Below are 17,209 nucleotides of genomic sequence, written 5' to 3'. Positions count from 1 at the left end.
AGGACGTACCTTCCGATCCGCCGCCTGCGTCGCGGATGAACCAAACTATAATTATCGACCGGAGATATCTGGAAGATATGCACGGTAGCCGAATCGAACTGACGCAGCTAGTTTCGACGACACCGCAGAGTGGGCGACCGCTTGGGGGGCGTGCGTAGATGTACGAGATCCTCGTCCCGCTCGACGACTCGGACCGCGCCGATGCACAGATCGAGTCGATCCTCGGCATGCCGCTCCAGACAGAAGAGGTCCGCGTGACGCTCCTCCATGTGTTTACGGACAACCCCGGGGGCGCGTCAGTTGGCCAAATCGAGTCGGTCCACGAGGCACAGGATCTGCTCGACAACGCGGGCGTGGAGACGAACCTGATCGAGCGCAGCGGGGATCCCGCGACCGAGATCGTCGAGGCAGCCCGCGACCTCGACGCCGATCTCATCGCCCTTGCCGGCCGGTCGCGCTCCCCGACGGGAAAGGCGGTCTTCGGGAGTACGACGCAGCGCGTGATCCTCGACGCCGAGCGACCGGTCGTCGTCCAGAGTATCTCGGAGTGACTTCTCTCACGACTCCCGTCGTGGGTTTCCTCCCTGAGTCTGCGTAACCCCGCACGGGCCGCCGTGCCGCTACGCTACGACGCTGGTCCGATTCGCGTTGATCGACCGACGGCAAATCAATCAGTCTCTCTCGTTGACGCACTGCAAGAACTGATAGATCCAACATACTTTCCGAAATTTGTTTGACCGTTCGCATCCGAATACGGCCGTGAGCAAGCAGTACGTTCGTACCGTCACCGACCGGGCGTCGTTCCGTGCGGCGGCGCGTGACGCACCGGCCGGTGCACGCGTCCCCGTCGAAGTCCGGACTGCTATCGGGGACCCTTGCGACGCTATTGCCGTGCGCGCGGTCAACGCCCGGACGGCGTCGAGACGCGCGATCCGTCGTTCTTCTACGAGACCGATGGTGACGCTGCTGGGTGGGGCTACTTCGGCGTCACGCCGACCGAGGTGACGACCATCGGCCCCAACGGAAGCGGCGTTTTCGCCACCATCGACGCCCTCATCGCGGACGAGACGCTCGTTCGCGGCGATTACGACGTTCCTACCCGGTGGCTTCTTCGGCTACTCGTACGACGCGGCCCGCGAAACCGAGCGAGCGATTCGATTGACGACGCGTATGACGCCACACTGGCGCGAGCGACGGCGCTAGCTGAAACCGTCCATGACGGTGGTTCGGGCGTCGGGCCGGCATCCGAGCCGGACGCGCCGACGGCGGCGTTCGAGAGCGACGGGGGGTCGTGAGGCGTTTTTGACGAACAAGACATCGGAGGTCCGGCCGCTCGTCGCCATCGACGGGGTGTCGCTTCCGACTGAGCCGGTCACCGCCGGACTCGCTGATGCGCCCGTTGAGGCGGAGGGCTACTGCAACCGTGGGACCCGGACCACCAGTTGGTTTCGATGCCACGTTGGATTCTCGAAGGCCTACTCCTCGCCGTCGTCGCCCTTGGTGCCCTCGCCGTCGTCGACCTCGTTTCGGAGTTGTGAGAGAGAGGCGATGCGCTCTGCGTGCGCGTTATGCTGGTGGATGGACTCGTCGTTCGACTGTTTCATCGTCACGACGGTCGCGTCCGGGAGAGTCGGATAGCTCTCGACGACCTGCTCGGCCATCGAGCGGACGCAGTCCTCGACGAACCGGGCGTTCGCGTGCGCCTCGTACGTCATGTGGTCCTCGTCCGGACGCTTCGCGAGGTTATAGATCCGCGCGCTCATCGAATCTCGAGCGATATCGATGAGGTCGCGCAGGTCAACGTCGGGCGTTCCGGCGGTCTCGATCGTCAGCGTCGCGTGCCCGCGCTGGGAGTGGCCGGCCTGCGGGACGTCGCGGAGGAACGCCTTCACGTCGTCCTCGTCGACACCGAGCTCCGCGAGGCGGTCCACGGCGCGCGCGGACATCATTTCTTGACTGCAGGGACAGACGGTCATCCCGGTGACGCGGACGCCGACTTCCTCCCGCGTCTCCTCGCCCTCCCGCGCCGTCGCCGACGCGATGATGTCCAGTGTCGCCTGCGTCGGGCGCTCCGACTCCGGCGTCTCCTCGCTGATCATGTATTCGGCCTCCATCGAGACGACGGCCTGCGAGGTGTAGTCGTGTTTCGCGAGCAGGCGGTCGGCTACTTCGCCACAGACGTCCTCGACCTGATAGGTCGGTTCGTCAATAGCCGACTGGAGCGTCTCGTCAATAACCTCCATGTTCCGGCTCATATCGATCCCCTTGCGCTCTTTCGGAAGGTCGACGTAGACTTCGAACTCCGCCATCAGGACGATCGGGCGCTTCTCCGCGCGTTCGAGCGTTACTAGCTTCTCGACGCCGGTCACACCCACATGACTCAACCCCACCGAGACGTCCGGCGTCGATGCCTGCACATCCGGAAACTCGTCTGGCATTACTTCCCGATGGGTCGCTGCCTGTTTATTCCTTGCTCTTTGGCCGGCTTGGGCGCTCCCTTCGCCCACAACGTCGTATTCAGCGCTACGCCTTTCTCGCCGTGCGCCCTTCGCGTGTCGGTGACTCAAAACACAGCTATTCGCCGTCATCAAAACGCGTCGCGTTCTGGGGACGTCTTCAGGCATGGGGGGATGAATCGCGAAGCCGGCTCTTCCGCCACGACTCCGTGTCCGGCACCTGATTGAAGGTGTAAATATGGAGTGACTGGATGTTGTACTCGGGGTCGTCGGCGTGCGGTTCGAGGCCGTCAACCAGCGCGTCCGGCGTGTAGTTCCCGCGCGAGCCGATGAGTTGACGGAAGAAGCCGAGGATTCCGTTCGTCTTCTGGAGAAAGCGAACGGAGTCGCCGACGCCCACTTTTCGGGAAATAGAGAGGAGGCGTGGGTACTTCATGACGCCCGGAATCCCGACAACGACAGAGAGATCGACGCCGCGCGCGCGGATCTCCGTGATCCACTCGAGCACCGCGTTCGGATCGAAGCAGAGCTGCGTCGCGACGTACGTCGCGTACGGTGCCTTGTTGGCCATCGACTCCGCGAGCGTCTCGTCGGAGAGGAAGTCGTGGCCCTCGGGGTAGCCGGTGATTCCGACCTCCTCGAAGTTGCAGTCGATCCGTTCGAGACCCTGGAGGAGATCGTACGCGGACTCGTAGTCGCCGATCGGCTTCTCCCGATCACCACCGGGAACGAAGATGTCGTCGACGTCGATCTCGATGAGTCGCCTCGCGATTTCGGCGAGGTGTTCATCACCGCGAACGTACCGCGCGGAGACGTGCGGGACGACTTCGAAGCCCTGCTCGGCCGCCTCCTCGGCGGCTTCGATCGTCCGCTCGATACCGAACTGTGATGAGGTGGTGATCGTGACTGTCGCCCCGTCCGGGAGGTGTTCGATCTGATCGTCGAACGTATCGAAGGGCATCAGTTCGTAGCGTGGGTCAGCGAGCAATGCTGTCGAGTCGCCAGACATCGATGTGGTTCGTGCCATGCTGTGCCTCCGATCTACCGTAGTTGTCGCGCGGCGGCACCGTCGCTGTCGTTCACGACGGCTATCGTCTCAACTGGTCGAACGTACTCACGGGACATTACTTACGAGATGCAGGATTAGCAGTATAAGTATTCCTCCCTGCTGTGTATCATGTTTGCGGCTACTGCGATCGGTTTGATTCCGAGATACTCGTCGTTCGGTCGGTCCCCGTCTGATTCGTTGACTCACGGACTGTTTCCGCGACCGTGTTGATCGGTCGATACGTTTACAATTACATAGGTATTGATGTAAACTCCTGACTATGGGAAGAGTGGTGTCTCGACACATCTCTGTGAAGAGACGAGTATGCAACCCGCGCCCTCTGTGCGGCTTTCGTCCCGCCTCGCGCTCAACAGTCATATCGAATGTGTTTTGTGATTCGCCGACGTATTATCTTCGTAATAGTTCTAAGTCTGCGCTTGTTGTCAGATGTTCTAAGGCGGCCTAATGCGGACACCGACAAAGGGTACGAACCCGTCGGCGACGTCGAGGTCGAGAGCACGACGGAGAACGCGGACGCCATCCCGTCGGTCCCATTGGTTCGGTGATGATTTCGAGGCTCCGCTACAACACGGTGCCGGCGACCGGCCTCCAGCACGACATCGCCGTCGTCCCCCCGATGCCTGAGACGACCGGAAATCACGTCTCAACCGTCGTCGGACAGACTTCTACGCTCGCGGGCCCAAGTATCCCCATGCTTGTAGCCGATCGCCGTCGCCCGTGACCCAGCGCTCGCCGATGTCGTCGCGGTAGTACATGTTTGGCATCACGATCCGGTCGATCCGGTCGTACGTCTCCGCCCGTGCCTCTCGCATCGTCTCACCCTTCCCGGTGACGACGATCGGCATGCCACTCTCGCCGGCACAGCGCCACTGCCCGTCGACGCGTTTCGTGTCCTCGAGATGGATTCCCTCGCGGCTCTCCGTGTCGAAGACGACCGCGGCGTTCCGCGAGTTCTCGTCGTACGTCTGCTCGTCGTCGAAGGGGAACGGTGGGAGCACGACGCGGACGCCGACCTGATACCCACGGTGGACGTCGAGGTCGGGGTCATTCCCGTGTGCGAGATCGTAGAAGAACTCGCCGGTCCCGGACTCGATTCCCTCTTCTTGGATGGCGACGCCCGGGTAGCCAAAGCGTGGCGTGAACTCCAGGGGATAGATCCCGGTCTCGTTGACGATGCAGTTGATGTCGATACTGCCGACGTATCCCTCCTCGGCGAGCCACTCTTCAAGTTTGCCGAGCGTCTCCTCGAACAGCCGGTTGCGCTCCGTCCAGAACATCGAGGTCCCCATCTCGCCGGTCGACGGCCCGATGTTTCCGGGGAAGAGCCGCTTGTGCTCGAAGTTGATGTTCACCTGATCGACGAACCCCGTGCCGTCGAAGAAGCCACAGACCGCGACTTCGACGCCCTCGACCTTCCGCTGGAGCTGGAACCCCTTCATCCGGTGGCCCCACGACTTCTCGTAGGCGCGCAGGACGTCGACGACGTCGCTACCGTCGTCCTCCTCCCCGACGTAGAGGAGGCGTTTGACGTTCTGGACCTCGCCGAGCGGCTTGATCACGTACGCTGCGGGGTTCTCCCGTACGAAGTCGATCCCCTCGCCGAAGTCGTGAAAGACGCGATGGTCGATGGTGTTCACGCCGTTCGCTTCCAACACCTCCATCGCGTATCCGCGATCCTCCTCCAGGCGATCGGTGTTCGGCGTGCCGCCGACGACGGCCTTCCCCTGTTCGCGGAGTTCTTGGGCGAGTTCGCCCGTCCCGATGTCGTCCCCTACCCAGATGTCGTCGAAGACGATGACGTCGGCCCACTCGACGTCGGCGCGCCAGTCGTCGGTCTTCGGGACGAACCCGTCACCGATCTCCTGGTCGGTTTCGGATTCGATGTAGTATTTCACGTCGTGTCCCTCCCGGTGTACCTGCCACGCGATGTCCGTGATGAGCGCTGCGTCGAGCGAACAGAAGAGGAAGTTCTTCGCGTCCATACGTCCTCTCCGCGCGACGGAAGGTAAAAACTGCCGGCGTGACTCCCGGCCTCTAATCGGCTAATCACGCCGCCGAATCTATATACTTAGGGGATGGTTCTTTTATCACGTAGAAGTTGTGACGAACCGTGGCCGATACCGGCCACACAGCGGTCGGCTATCCCCCCTCTCCCCCTTGGCCGGCCGGGGCGGATCCGCCCGCCCTTTCCGTGATACGGCGGGTCGCCGACTCCTTCCTGTTACTATTCCGTCGCTTCACCCGCTGCTATCGCCGACCTCCTCACTATACAGAATTACTAAGAAAATATACTGATCAGTAATACTGTTCAGATTATATGGCTCACTTTACGGGACGTCCATTCGAGACGGGCTGTGCCGCGTGGCAAATCGTGGGTTACACTTACATGGCTACCCCGCGAAGGACGCACTGTGACGACGTCGTCCACAGCCGTCGACACCACGCCTTGCACGGACACTACCCCTAGCCGGTCCGTCCCGGTCGCCGCCCACACACGGTATCGGCAGTGCTCTTACGGAGTGGGGGTGGTCGCCTGATGGCAACCGTGACCGTCGGTACTCTTCGGTGTGCGGTCTGCGATACCGACTTCGCCTTCGTTGACGACCTCTTCGAGCACGACTGCGACGACGCACCCGGTCGTGCGCTCGCCGTCGCGGACGACTGACCGCCGCGACCGGTGATTTGATCCGCCGCTCCGACGGAGGTGCCGTATGGAGTACACCAAACTCGGCGCGACCGGGATCGATGTCTCGAAACTCTGTCTCGGAACGTGGCGCTTCGGCAAGGAGTCCGACGGCGTCATGGAGACGAACCGCAAGGAGGCCCACGAGCTACTTGATGCCTTTGCGGACGCCGGTGGGAACTTCATCGACACCGCAAACGGGTACGGTGACGGGAAGAGCGAGGAGTGGATCGGCGACTGGCTCGCGGAGCGCGATCGCGAGGACTACGTGCTCGCCTCGAAGGTCTACTGGACGCAGGAGTCGCGTTTCCAAGAGAACCTCTCGCGAAAGACGATCCGCGCCGAGATCGAGGGGACGCTCGATCGCCTCGGGACCGACTATCTCGACGTCTACTACATCCATCGCTGGGACGACGAGACGCCGATCACCGAGACGCTCAAAACCCTCACCGGCCTCGTCGAGGAGGGCAAGGTCCACTCCCTCGGCGCGTCGACGATGGCCGCGTGGCAACTCACGAAGGCCCTCTGGAAGGCCGACACCGAGGGGCTCCAGCGCTTCGACGTCACCCAGCCGCTCTACCACGCTGCGTACGAACGCGACGTCGCCGACTACCTCTCCGTCTGTGCTGATCAGGACCTCGCAGTCTGTCCGTACTCACCGCTCGCCGGCGGCTTCCTCACCGGGAAGTACGAGCGCGGGGGCGAGGACGCCTACGACGTGACGGCTCCCGAAGGATCGCGCGGCCAACTCGACGACCTGTTCTCGGACTACTACGTCTCCGCGCGCGGGTGGCACGTCCTTGATGCGATTCGCTCAGTCGCGGGCGAACTCGGCGCGACGCCCGCACAGGTCGCACTCCGGTGGCTGATCGAGCGCGAGGCGTTCACCTGCGTCCCGATCGTCGGCGCGCGCACCCCTGATCAACTCGCCGAAAACCTCGGTGCGGTCACTATTTCGCTCTCCGGCAACCAGCGCCGGCGGATCCGCGACGCGCGCTACGACGAGAGCGGCGACTACTACGAGACGTCGGCCTGAGGCCGGATTGTCGCTCGCCTACGGTTTCCCACCGATCACGGCCGGGTGACGGCCCGGTCTCGATCTCGTTGTGCTTGAGTTTCACCGCGACCTCGTTGATCTCGTCGAGGTCGTACTCGCTCGTGGTGAGGGGGATCTCGCCCTGCTCGACTCGCGGTACCAACCCCTGGGGTATTCTCCCAGCGCGTCTGAGGGGGGATAGAGTTAGGGTCGTCGCCAGCGACGTCAGTCCCATGTCGCAGTCCTCGTTCGACGTCGCCACGGACTCGGATCGCGAAACCGGTACGACCCTCGTCGTCGGCCAGACGTATCCCGGGCTCGCCGGCGTGACCGCGGCAGACTATCTCGTTCGGCACCTCGATTCGGAACAGGCTGGTCACGTCTCGACCGACGCCCTCCCGGCGATCGCTCCCCTCGAGGCCGGCGTCCCGCGCCACCATAGCCGGCTGTACACCCTCGACGACGCCCCGCTGTCCGTGCTCGTCGGTGAGTTGTTCGTCCCGATGGGGGCCGCGCGCTCGTACGCCGACGCTCTCCTCGCGTGGGCGAATACGCAGGAGGTCACCGAAATCGCGGTCCTCCACGGCGTCCCGTTCGCCCACGGTCCCGACGAACACGCGGTGTTCCACGTCGCGACCGACGGATACAGAACGAATCGCCTCCCGGACGACGTCTTTCACCCGCTCGCGAACGGCTTCCTCGACGGCGTCGCCGGTGAACTCGTCACTCGGGGCCTCGACGACGCCGCCCCCGAGGTCGGTGTGTACCTCACACCGACCCATCCGCCGGGACCGGACGTCGACGCCTCGCTCCGTCTGCTGACGGCGATCGAATCGGTCTACGACTTCGACGTCGACGAGAGCGACCTCCAGTCGCTGAGCGAGCAACTCCGCGAGTATTACGGGAAACTCGCCGAGCGCCTGGCGTCCGGTACCGAGGGCGAGGACGCGCTCGCCGGCTACGACACCGAGGACGGAATGTATATGTGACGCCGAAATATCCGTGGTAACATAACCCAAACAATTATGTAGCCGGAAACATCATCATTAAATGTGATGAAAACGACCGTGCGCGGCCGGTTACCCGATCCGCCGGCGACACCGGTGCGTACTGTCGCCGGGGCCGTCGAACACTTGTTCGCGTTCTGCGCCGCACTCGGCGTGGTCCTCTACGCGCTCGGGTTGCTCGCCGGGACGCCCGGTGCCGCGAGCCTCGGTGTCGGCGTTGGTGTCACGGGTGCCGCCGGCAACCTGCTCGTCGCGTCGACGCGGACGTGGGTCGACACCGGCAGACGGCGACGCTGACGCCGCTCCCGTCAGCTTTCGCTCTCACTCCGTCTCGCTGCGCACCGTCAACACCGGGACGTCAGCGGTGCGGATGACGCGTTCGGTGACGCTTCCGACGAGTACCCGGTCGAGGCCCCGCCGTCCGTGCGTCCCCATGACGATGAGGTCGATGTCGTTGGCCCGCGCGTACGCCGTGATCGCTTCGTGGACGTTCCCCTTCGTGATCGCGCGCTGCGTCTCGACCCCCGCGTCGGCCGCGGCCGTGGCGATAGCTTCGACGGCCGCCTCCCCCTCGTCTTCGAGATCCTCCACGACTGTTTCCGTCACGTCGAGCGTCGCGTATGCGCTCGCGTCGACGACGTAGAGCGCGTGGAGACGCGCCCCATACGTCGCCGCGATATCGACGGCGTGTTCGACAGCTACCTCCGCTTCCGCGCTCCCGTCCGTCGGCACGAGTATCTCGTCGTACACGATCCCCGATACGTCCCCCACCCCATAAACATCAGTCCCTCGTCGACGGACCCGCTCCCGTCCCTCTCCTCACCCATCTCCGGACGTCGGCAGATTCTTGCGCTCGGCCGCGCGACGATCGTACGATGGCCCTTCACGGTCTGCTTCCCGACACGCCGCTCGTGAGCGTGCTCGTCATCGCCGCCGCCACCGCCCTCATCTGGGTCGGGAGCGGCTGGCTCGAAACCGCGGCCGAACGCCTCTCCGCGCACTACGGGCTGCCGGCGGTCGTCCAGGGATCGATCGTCGTCGCCGTCGGGTCGAGCTTTCCCGAACTCGCGAGCGTCGTCTTCGCGGCGTTCGCCGGCGCGTTCGACATGGGCGTCGGCGCGATCGTCGGCTCCGCAATCTTCAACATCCTCGTCATCCCCGCACTCTCCGGGCTCGCCGCCGACGAACACCTCGACACGAACCGGACGATCGTCTACAAGGAAGCGCAGTTCTACATGATCGCCGTCGCGACGCTCGTCGTCACGTTCGCGCTCGCCGTCATCTACACGCCCGCGGCTGCCGGGACGCTCGTCGGGACGGTCACGCGCCCAATCGCCGCGATCCCGCTGTTGCTCTACGGCCTCTACCTCTTCATCCAGTGGCAGGACGTCGGCGACCACGAGGCCGCGGAGCCGCCGGCGTCGATCGCGGTCGCTCGCGAGTGGGGTCGGCTCGCCGCCGGCCTGCTCGTCATCCTCGTCGCCGTCGAGCAACTCGTCGGGAGCGTCGAGTTCCTCGGGGCCGCCTTCGGCGTGCCAGTCTTCCTCGCCGGCGTCACCGTCGTCGCCGCCGCGACGAGCCTCCCGGACGCCCTCGTCAGTATTCGCTCCGCCCGTGCCGGCAAGGGCGTCACCAGCCTCGGCAACGTCCTCGGATCGAACACCTTCGACCTCCTCGTCGCCATCCCCATCGGCGTCTTCATCGCCGGGAGCGTTCCCGTGAACTTCGCCGTCGCCGTCCCGATGTTCGCCGTGCTCACCCTCGCAACGGTCCTTCTCTTCACGATCCTCCGCACTGACCTCTCGCTCACGAGCGTCGAATCGTACGCGCTCCTCGGCATGTACTGCCTCTTCGTCTGCTGGATCGTCGCCGAAACCGCGGGTCTCACGCGACTCATCAAGGGCGTGTAGGGCGGCCTCGGCTGTCCCAGCTATCTCGAGTCGCGTCTTCGACGCGGCCGCCGTTGCGGGTGGGCTCGTCTCGCGCTATTCGCTCGTTACGGCGTTTGCGACGTGCCCGCGGTCGAAGAGCCGTTCGTCCGCGGGAATCTCCGGGTAGTCCTCACCGTCGACGTAGCGTGGCCATGTGCCGAACGCGTCGGGATAGAGCTGTTTGGCGGTCATCTCGGTCTGGAAGAGGGAGACGATCGGGCCTTGGTAGCGAACCCCTTGTGCGTACACGCGGTCGTTTTGGACGGCGCTGATCTCGCTCGCGACGGGATCGTCTTCGAGTTCCGCGCGGACGTCCGCGATGCGGTAACTCGACGCCATCGTGAAGAGGACGAGCAGGACGTCGGGGTCCCGATCCAGCATGGTCTCGTAGTCGACCTGCTTCGTCGTGCCCGACCACTCGTCGTCGCCGAAGGCGTCCGTCGCGCCGAGCGGCCGCGTGTGCGCACAGAGGAAACCCGGCGCGTTGAGGTGATACGCCCAGAGCGTCCCGTCTTGGCCCGGGAAGACGAGCGCCGCGCTCGGCCGTTCGTCCGCGGGTGGGAGCCCCTCCTCGATCGTCGTCCGGAGGGCCGCGTGCTCCTCGGCGAGCGCGTCGTGGCGCGCCCCGGCCCGGAAGACCTCCGCGACGCGGGCCGCGATCTCCCAGAGGCCGTAATACTCGTAGTCGCCCTCGTACGCCGCCGGCGGCGCGGTGTGCGCACCGCTGTAATAGTTGCCGAACCAGGGTCCGACGTCGTCGCCAATATTCGTCACGTCGTCCGCGTCGAGGGTCTGGAGCGTCGAGGCGTACGCGGGATCGGTGAGGTGGACGTCGCTGTCGAGCTCGTAGAACCCCTCCGGCCCCATGCCCCACGCGTTCTCCAGCTCGCTCCAGTCGAGCGAGACGCCGTCGAGGCGCGCGTAGAAGTGATCGAGCACCGTGCCGTTGTACTCGGGGTAGTACATCGCGTCGAGCGCGTCGGCCTTCCCGGCGGCCACCGCCATGTCGACCGTGTTCGGCTGGCCGGCGTAGACGCGTTCTGGCACATCGTCGAAGAGCACCTTGCCCATCGGCGACATCGTCACGGCGTATGACCCGCCCTCGGTTGAGGTCGTTTCGCCCCCCATCGCGTCGCTCGTTGTTTCGCCCGTCATCGTACTCCCATCCCTTCCGCCGCCGGAGCAACCGGCGAGCAGTCCGCCGCCGAGCAGTGCGGTGCCACCCTTAATCGCGCTCCGGCGCGTCGTCACTCGTTTCGTCGCGTCGTCTTCTGACATAGGAATTAGGCCAGCCTAAAAATTCATAAGTGTTTCTCCTCGCCGACGCCGCGACCGACCGAAGAGCCGAAACTTCAGCACACGCGAGGACACGGTAATGGGATCGCAGCCGCCGACCGATCGCCTGCTCGCCGCGCTCGACGCGGACGACGAGGCCGATGCCCTCGCGGCCCTCGAACGCTGCCGCGACGCCGATGTCGACGCGCGCAAGGGGGTGCTGCGCGCCCTCCGCGATCGCGCGAAAACGGCCCCGAAAACGCTCGAACCACTCGTGTCCGACCTCACTGCGTTCCTCATCGACGACGACCGGACCGTTCGGCTGACCGCCGCGAAGCTGTTCGCCGCGCTCGCCGCCACCGATCCCGCCCGCGTCCGGCCGGTCGTTTCCGCGCTCGCCGAGCGCCTCGTCGACCCCGACGAGTTCCGCTACGTTCGGGGACGGAGCGCCGAAACACTTGGACACGTCGCCTGTGAGTACCCAACGGATGCCGCGACGCCCGACGTCATCGCCGACCTCTTCCTCGGACTCGATGATGCCTCTGACACGGAGATCACCGAAAAGTTCGCGCTCGCCATCGAATGCGTCACGCTCGGCGATCCTTCGCGGCTCCGCCACCACGCCGGTCGGCTCGCCGACCACCTCGACGCTGACGCTGATCTCGTTCGCTACCACCTCTGTACTGCTCTCACGGCGGTCGCGTGCGAGCACCCCGATGCCGTCGCCGAGTCGCGTGATACCCTCGGCGACGCGCTCTACGACGACATCCCGTGGGTCCGCGCCCGCGCCGCCGAAACGATCGGTCTCCTCGCACGCCCTACCGACGATGACACGCTCTCCGACGCCCTCGACGCCCTCCGCGACGACGACCCGTTCGTCGCGGCGCGCGCCCGGTTCGCGCTCAACGACCGTGACGAGCCCGACGCCGACGATCTCGGGACGGTGGCGGGTCTCCACCGAACGACTGTCGACGCCGCCGAGGAGGTCACGGCCCCGGACGGCGAGTGTCCGAACTGTGGGCTCGCGCTCCCCGAGGCCGGCCCGCCGATGTGTCCGCGCTGTGGCGCGCCGCACTGACCGTTCCGCGTGTCCGCCGTCCGACACCGTCAGCACCGAAACCGAAGTGGTTATACGGGATTAGGCTAGCCTAAAAATATGCCGAGAGACGAACCGACGCGGCGCGACTACGTGAAGTATGGCGGGTTGGCACTTGGCGGTGGCCTGCTCGCGGGATGCGCAGGCACGGAGGGGAGTGAGACGACCACGTCGCCGGAGACGACGCCGACCGGGACGACGACTACGACCGAGACGGACGATTCGTACTCCGTGACGATGTCTCCGATGGGCGAGGTGACGTTTGGCGCTGTCCCACAGAACGTGCTGGCGGGCTCGACGAACTATCTGGACATCACGGCCGCGCTCGGTCACGGTAGCGCGGCGAAGTCGACGTCGAACCCGTCGACGACGACGCCGTCGCTGCGATACTACTACCCGAAACTCGACGTCTCGACCGACTGGCTGGACCTCGAGAAAGTGGGCGACTACGGCAAGGAGGTGCTCTACGAACTCGACAGCGACGTGCATTTCGTCGATCCTGCGTATCTCAGCTCGCTGGACGCGTGGAGCGACGCCGACATCCGAGAAGTCGAGGAGAACGTCGGACCCTTCTTCGGGAACATGTATAGCCGCAAGCACCGCCAGCCACCCGAAGGCTACCGCGATTCCTACCAGTACTACACCCTCTGGGAGCTGACGGCGAAGTACGCCGAGGTCTTCCAAGCACAGGAGCGTTTCGAGCGCCTGAGTGACCTCCGGGCGTCCCTCATGAGCGACGTCCGCTCGGAACTCCCGGCGGAGAACGAGCGTCCCACCGTCGGAATGGTGTACCCCCGACTCTCTGAGGACGCGTTCTACGTCCACAAGCTCAATCAGCCCGGCTACTTCTTCGCACACACACGGCCGCTCCGCGCTACCGACGTGTTCGCGGACATCCAGACGAGCGAGTACGGCGGGAAGCTCGTCGACTACGAGACGATGCTCGAGGCCGACCCGGACGTCATCATCATGAACCACGGGATCTCGTCGTACTACGACGTCCCCAAAGTGAAGGAGTCCATCCGCACGCACAGCGTCGGCTCCCAGCTCACCGCTGTCCAGAACGACCGCCTTTACGCGTCCGGTAACCCCCGGCAGGGCCCGGTCATGAACCTCTTCCAACTGGAGATGACCGCCAAGCAGTTCTATCCGGACATCTTCGGCGCGTGGCCAGGGTACGCCGCCGATACGTATCCCGATATCCCCGCCGAGGAACAGCTCTTCGACCGCCAGCGGCTCGCGGACATCATCAACGGGGAGGCCTGATAATGACCGAACACGATCCGATCACGTCTCCGACGCGACGCGACTACATGACGTACGGCGGCTCCGTCCTTGCCGGTGGACTGCTCGCCGGCTGTACAGGTGGGGGCTCGGAGTCCGGTCCGACCGAAACGAGCGCCGAGACCAGCAGCGAGACAACCACGACCACCACCGACGACGATTCGTACTCCGTGACGATGTCCCCGATGGGCGAGGTGACCTTCGACGATGTGCCGGAGACGATCTTCACGCGCCTGACGCACCTCGCGGGGATGGCGTTCGCGCTCGGACGCGGCAACGACGTGAACGCGATGCACGCGCCGGCGTACTACGACGCGCTCTGGAACCAGTTCACGCCGCGACTTCCCGGCGTCGACCTCGACTGGTCGGGGCTCTACTCCTCGTGGAACGTCTCGAAGGAGAAACTCTACGCACTCGACAGCGACGTCCACCTCGCGGACCCCGTGAGCGTGCTCGCGCTCGACGACTGGAATACGGCCGATATCGACGAAATCGCCGAGAACATCTCGCCGTGGTTCGGGAACACGCTCAGCAGCGCGCACACGCAACCAACGGAGGCGTACGAGGGCGACTACGAGTACTACACGCTCTGGGAGCAGTTCGAGAAGGTCGCACAGGTCTTCCGGGCGGGCGAGCAGTACGAGGCGCTCGCCGCGATCCACGACGACGTGCTCGCGCGCATCGAGGCGGATCTCCCGTCCGAGGGCGAGCGCCCGAGCATCGTCATGGGTGGGTTCAGTGATCCGAGCGCGCCGTACGTCTACAACGTCGATACACCGGGATTTCTGACGGCGCACACCCGCCCCTTCGAGCCGGTGGACGCCTTCGACGACGGCGTGACGTCGGGATCGAGGGTGGACATGGAGGCACTCCTCGAAGCCGACCCCGACGTCATCCTCGTCTTCGGCGGGCTGCATCCGACCTACGACATGGCGAACATCCGCGAGACGCTCGCGGCGGACTCGGTCGCGAGCGAGATATCCGCCGTGCAGAACGGCCGCATCTACGCGCAGGGCGCACGCTATCAGGGCCCGATCCTCAACCTCTTCCAGTTGGAGATGACGGCGAAACAGCTCTACCCGGACATCTTCGGTACGTGGCCGTCATACACGAAGGGGCCGTACCCGGAGATTCCCGCGGACGAACGGTTCTTCGACCGCGGGCGCGTCGCGGACATCATGACCGGGGACGTCTGACGATGGCTGGCGATGCCCCCACACGAGCCGGCGGACCGACGCGGCGCGACTACGTAAAGTACGGCGGTGCGGCTCTCACTGGCGGCCTGCTCGCCGGCTGCACGGGCGGGGACAGCGACGAAGGCCCGAAAACGGCCACGAACGCGACCGACGCGACGACCGCGACTGAGTCGCAGACGACGTCCACGTACGAGGCGACGCTCGCCCCCGCCAGAACCATCGAACTCGCGGCCCCGCCGGAGAGCGTGATGGTGTACAACCTCCTGTACGCGGACATGGCCGTCGCGTACGGCTACGGCGACGCGGTGAACTCCCTCGGCTTTAGCACCGAGGTCGCGGGCGCGCTTGACGCCTTTTACGCGCGCCTCGACGGCGTCTCCTTCGACGCGAGCGACCTCGTCCAGCTCAACTCGGGCTCGGGGGGCCTCACTGTCGATGAGGAGCTGTTCTACGAACTCGACAGCGACCTCCACCTCCTCGATCCGGCGCTCGTCGTCTCCTTCGACGGCTGGGACGTCGCCGACGTCAACGACATCCGGGACGACGTCGCGCCCTTCTTCGGGAACAATTACAGCCGCCGGAACACGCAACCGCCGAAACCGTACCGCGACGCCTACGAGTATTACACACTCTGGGAGATCGCCGAGCGGGTCGGCACCGTCTTTCAGGCCGACGATCGCTACGCGGCGCTCACGGCCGTCCACGACGACCTCCTCGACACCATCCAGGCGGGTCTTCCGCCGGAGGACGACCGCCCGACGGTCGGCTCCGTCCTCTACATGGGCGAGACGTTCTACCCCGCGAAGATCAACACCGCCGGCTTCGCGACGGCGCACACCCGCCCGATGGCGGCCCCCGACGCGTTCGCCGAGGGGGACGTCTCCTACGAGTCGGCGTACGACTTCGAGACGATGCTCGAAATCGACCCCGACGTCATCCTCCATCGCTACGGCTACTCCTACTACGACGTCGCCGCGATCCGCGAGGAGATCGCGAACCACCCTGTTGGGGGGCAGCTCTCCGCCATCCGGAACGACCGGTTCTACGCGGGCGGTAATCCCCTGCAGGGCCCGCTGATGAACCTCTTCCAACTCGAGATGACCGCAAAACAGCTCTACCCCGACGCCTCCGGTGCGTGGCCCGGCTACGACGGCGGCTCATATCCGGAGATTCCCGCCGACGAACAGCTCTTCGATCGCAAACGCGTCGCCGCCATCGTCACCGGCGACGGAGGTGCCTGATCCGTGGCCAACGACGGCACTGACGCGGACGCCGCGCTCGCCGCCGACGTCGCGATCGTCGGCGGTGGTCCCGCCGGCTGTTCCGCTGCCGTGTTCACCGCTCGATACGGCCTCGACACGGTCGTCTTCGACCGCGGGAACGCCTCCCTCCAGCGGTGTGCGTACCTCGAAAACTACCTCGGCTTCCCCGCCGGTATCGGCATCGAGACGTTCTACGACCTCATGCACGATCACGTCACGGAGGCGGGTGCGACCCTCCACGACGACATGGTCGAGTCGATCGACGACCTCGACGCGGGCTTCCTCGTCGAGACGGCCGACAGTCGGGCAATCACGACACGTCGCGTCGTCGCCGCGACGCGCTACGACGCCGACTATCTCCGCGGGCTCGACGACGACGACGTACTCTTCGAGACGCACGAACACGGCGGCGAGACGCACGAGCACTTCGATCGGGAGTACCCCGACGAGGACGGCCGCACGCCCGTTGATGGGTTGTACGTGGCGTCCCCGACGCGGACCGCCGACGCACAGGCGATCATGGCCGCCGGACAGGGCGCGCGCACGGCCCGTGCGCTCCTCGCCGATGTTCGGCGCGAACGCGGGTTCCCGGACGCCGTCGCCGACCACTACGATTGGGTCCGCCGCGAGGCGACGCTCACCGGTGAGTGGGCGACGCGCGAGCGCTGGCGCGAGTGGTTCGCCGAGCGCGCCCCGGACGATGTCGACCTCAACGACGAGCATGTCGTCGAGATACGCGAGCGCGAGATCGACCGGCGTCTCGACGCGTACCGCGAGGCCGACGAGATCGCGGCCGCCGAAGAACGCGGCCAGCGCCGCCTCCTCGAACACGTCGACGACGAGTACATCCTCGAGGCCGCCCGCGAGATCGAGGCGGCGCGCGAGGACGGAGACGACGGAGGTACCTGAGCGTG

The 17,209-nt window shown here is 65.2% G+C and carries 17 protein-coding genes; 12 read left to right on the top strand and 5 right to left on the bottom strand.

From position 1 onward, the window contains the following. The first annotated feature begins 158 nt into the window (after positions 1–158). Positions 159–551: a universal stress protein gene (locus ABDZ36_RS01620; RefSeq protein ID WP_211312427.1), complete on the top strand. Its 393-nt coding sequence runs from the start codon at positions 159–161 to the stop codon at positions 549–551. Positions 552–875: 324 nt separating this feature from the next. Further along, positions 876–1,295: a hypothetical protein gene (locus tag ABDZ36_RS01615; protein WP_211312426.1), complete on the top strand. Its 420-nt coding sequence runs from the start codon at positions 876–878 to the stop codon at positions 1,293–1,295. Between the two features lie 180 nt (positions 1,296–1,475). On the opposite strand, the gene mptA is transcribed toward ABDZ36_RS01615, so the two are convergent. From mptA to ABDZ36_RS01600, 3 genes are all read right to left on the bottom strand, one after another. After that, positions 1,476–2,438: a GTP cyclohydrolase MptA gene (gene mptA / locus ABDZ36_RS01610; RefSeq protein WP_211312425.1), complete on the bottom strand. Its 963-nt coding sequence runs from the start codon at positions 2,436–2,438 to the stop codon at positions 1,476–1,478. Between the two features lie 178 nt (positions 2,439–2,616). Further along, complete coding sequence (locus tag ABDZ36_RS01605; RefSeq protein WP_343749179.1) at positions 2,617–3,483, bottom strand: methylenetetrahydrofolate reductase; 867 nt, start codon at positions 3,481–3,483, stop codon at positions 2,617–2,619. A 707-nt stretch (positions 3,484–4,190) separates the two neighbouring features. Next, positions 4,191–5,507 carry a phosphoribosylamine--glycine ligase gene (locus ABDZ36_RS01600; RefSeq protein ID WP_211312424.1) on the bottom strand — a complete coding sequence of 439 codons (1,317 nt, stop codon included), beginning with the start codon at positions 5,505–5,507 and terminating at the stop codon, positions 4,191–4,193. A gap of 554 nt (positions 5,508–6,061) precedes the next feature. On the opposite strand from ABDZ36_RS01600, the gene ABDZ36_RS01595 reads away from it, so the two are divergent. From ABDZ36_RS01595 to ABDZ36_RS01580, 4 genes are all read left to right on the top strand, one after another. After that, a complete protein-coding gene (locus tag ABDZ36_RS01595) occupies positions 6,062–6,190 on the top strand; it encodes a hypothetical protein (protein ID WP_343749178.1) in 129 nt (42 codons plus the stop codon). A gap of 46 nt (positions 6,191–6,236) precedes the next feature. After that, positions 6,237–7,244, top strand: coding sequence for an aldo/keto reductase (locus ABDZ36_RS01590; RefSeq protein ID WP_211312423.1), 1,008 nt, complete (start codon positions 6,237–6,239; stop codon positions 7,242–7,244). A 233-nt stretch (positions 7,245–7,477) separates the two neighbouring features. Beyond that, positions 7,478–8,233: a proteasome assembly chaperone family protein gene (locus ABDZ36_RS01585; RefSeq protein ID WP_211312422.1), complete on the top strand. Its 756-nt coding sequence runs from the start codon at positions 7,478–7,480 to the stop codon at positions 8,231–8,233. Between the two features lie 66 nt (positions 8,234–8,299). Next, positions 8,300–8,548: a hypothetical protein gene (locus tag ABDZ36_RS01580; protein WP_343749177.1), complete on the top strand. Its 249-nt coding sequence runs from the start codon at positions 8,300–8,302 to the stop codon at positions 8,546–8,548. 24 nt (positions 8,549–8,572) lie between these two features. Here the strand turns inward: ABDZ36_RS01580 and ABDZ36_RS01575 are convergent, their stop codons facing one another. Further along, positions 8,573–9,001: a universal stress protein gene (locus tag ABDZ36_RS01575; RefSeq protein WP_211312420.1), complete on the bottom strand. Its 429-nt coding sequence runs from the start codon at positions 8,999–9,001 to the stop codon at positions 8,573–8,575. Positions 9,002–9,126: 125 nt separating this feature from the next. Here ABDZ36_RS01575 and ABDZ36_RS01570 point away from each other — a divergent pair, with 125 nt between their 5' ends. Then, a complete protein-coding gene (locus ABDZ36_RS01570; protein ID WP_211312419.1) occupies positions 9,127–10,161 on the top strand; it encodes a sodium:calcium antiporter in 1,035 nt (344 codons plus the stop codon). A gap of 75 nt (positions 10,162–10,236) precedes the next feature. Here ABDZ36_RS01570 and ABDZ36_RS01565 read toward each other — a convergent pair whose 3' ends face one another. Then, positions 10,237–11,460 (bottom strand): ABC transporter substrate-binding protein, encoded by a 1,224-nt coding sequence (locus ABDZ36_RS01565; protein ID WP_211312418.1) that lies wholly within the window; start codon positions 11,458–11,460, stop codon positions 10,237–10,239. Positions 11,461–11,557: 97 nt separating this feature from the next. Between ABDZ36_RS01565 and ABDZ36_RS01560 the strand changes: the two genes are divergently transcribed. The 5 genes from ABDZ36_RS01560 to ABDZ36_RS01540 all read left to right on the top strand — a co-directional run bounded on the left by ABDZ36_RS01560 (position 11,558) and on the right by ABDZ36_RS01540 (position 17,204). Then, positions 11,558–12,535: a HEAT repeat domain-containing protein gene (locus ABDZ36_RS01560; RefSeq protein WP_211312417.1), complete on the top strand. Its 978-nt coding sequence runs from the start codon at positions 11,558–11,560 to the stop codon at positions 12,533–12,535. Between the two features lie 78 nt (positions 12,536–12,613). Continuing rightward, positions 12,614–13,819, top strand: coding sequence for an ABC transporter substrate-binding protein (locus ABDZ36_RS01555; protein WP_211312416.1), 1,206 nt, complete (start codon positions 12,614–12,616; stop codon positions 13,817–13,819). 2 nt (positions 13,820–13,821) lie between these two features. Further along, positions 13,822–15,033 carry an ABC transporter substrate-binding protein gene (locus tag ABDZ36_RS01550; RefSeq protein ID WP_211312415.1) on the top strand — a complete coding sequence of 404 codons (1,212 nt, stop codon included), beginning with the start codon at positions 13,822–13,824 and terminating at the stop codon, positions 15,031–15,033. 2 nt (positions 15,034–15,035) lie between these two features. Beyond that, positions 15,036–16,274: an ABC transporter substrate-binding protein gene (locus tag ABDZ36_RS01545; RefSeq protein WP_211312414.1), complete on the top strand. Its 1,239-nt coding sequence runs from the start codon at positions 15,036–15,038 to the stop codon at positions 16,272–16,274. Between the two features lie 3 nt (positions 16,275–16,277). After that, positions 16,278–17,204: an NAD(P)/FAD-dependent oxidoreductase gene (locus ABDZ36_RS01540; protein ID WP_211312413.1), complete on the top strand. Its 927-nt coding sequence runs from the start codon at positions 16,278–16,280 to the stop codon at positions 17,202–17,204. Positions 17,205–17,209: the final 5 nt, after the last annotated feature.

This window comes from Halarchaeum salinum, assembly GCF_039520965.1.
Classification (GTDB): Archaea; Halobacteriota; Halobacteria; order Halobacteriales; family Halobacteriaceae; genus Halarchaeum; species Halarchaeum salinum.
Note: the sequence above shows the minus strand (reverse complement) of the source record. Positions and strands in the feature narration are given on the sequence as shown.

Coding starts and splice junctions, on each gene's coding strand:
- ABDZ36_RS01620 (WP_211312427.1), top strand. CDS start 159: ATGTACGAGATCCTCGTCCCGCTCGACGACTCGGACCGCGCCGATGCA.
- mptA (WP_211312425.1), bottom strand. CDS start 2,438: ATGCCAGACGAGTTTCCGGATGTGCAGGCATCGACGCCGGACGTCTCG.
- ABDZ36_RS01605 (WP_343749179.1), bottom strand. CDS start 3,483: ATGGCACGAACCACATCGATGTCTGGCGACTCGACAGCATTGCTCGCT.
- ABDZ36_RS01600 (WP_211312424.1), bottom strand. CDS start 5,507: ATGGACGCGAAGAACTTCCTCTTCTGTTCGCTCGACGCAGCGCTCATC.
- ABDZ36_RS01595 (WP_343749178.1), top strand. CDS start 6,062: ATGGCAACCGTGACCGTCGGTACTCTTCGGTGTGCGGTCTGCGATACC.
- ABDZ36_RS01590 (WP_211312423.1), top strand. CDS start 6,237: ATGGAGTACACCAAACTCGGCGCGACCGGGATCGATGTCTCGAAACTC.
- ABDZ36_RS01585 (WP_211312422.1), top strand. CDS start 7,478: ATGTCGCAGTCCTCGTTCGACGTCGCCACGGACTCGGATCGCGAAACC.
- ABDZ36_RS01580 (WP_343749177.1), top strand. CDS start 8,300: ATGAAAACGACCGTGCGCGGCCGGTTACCCGATCCGCCGGCGACACCG.
- ABDZ36_RS01570 (WP_211312419.1), top strand. CDS start 9,127: ATGGCCCTTCACGGTCTGCTTCCCGACACGCCGCTCGTGAGCGTGCTC.
- ABDZ36_RS01565 (WP_211312418.1), bottom strand. CDS start 11,460: ATGTCAGAAGACGACGCGACGAAACGAGTGACGACGCGCCGGAGCGCG.
- ABDZ36_RS01560 (WP_211312417.1), top strand. CDS start 11,558: ATGGGATCGCAGCCGCCGACCGATCGCCTGCTCGCCGCGCTCGACGCG.
- ABDZ36_RS01555 (WP_211312416.1), top strand. CDS start 12,614: ATGCCGAGAGACGAACCGACGCGGCGCGACTACGTGAAGTATGGCGGG.
- ABDZ36_RS01550 (WP_211312415.1), top strand. CDS start 13,822: ATGACCGAACACGATCCGATCACGTCTCCGACGCGACGCGACTACATG.
- ABDZ36_RS01545 (WP_211312414.1), top strand. CDS start 15,036: ATGGCTGGCGATGCCCCCACACGAGCCGGCGGACCGACGCGGCGCGAC.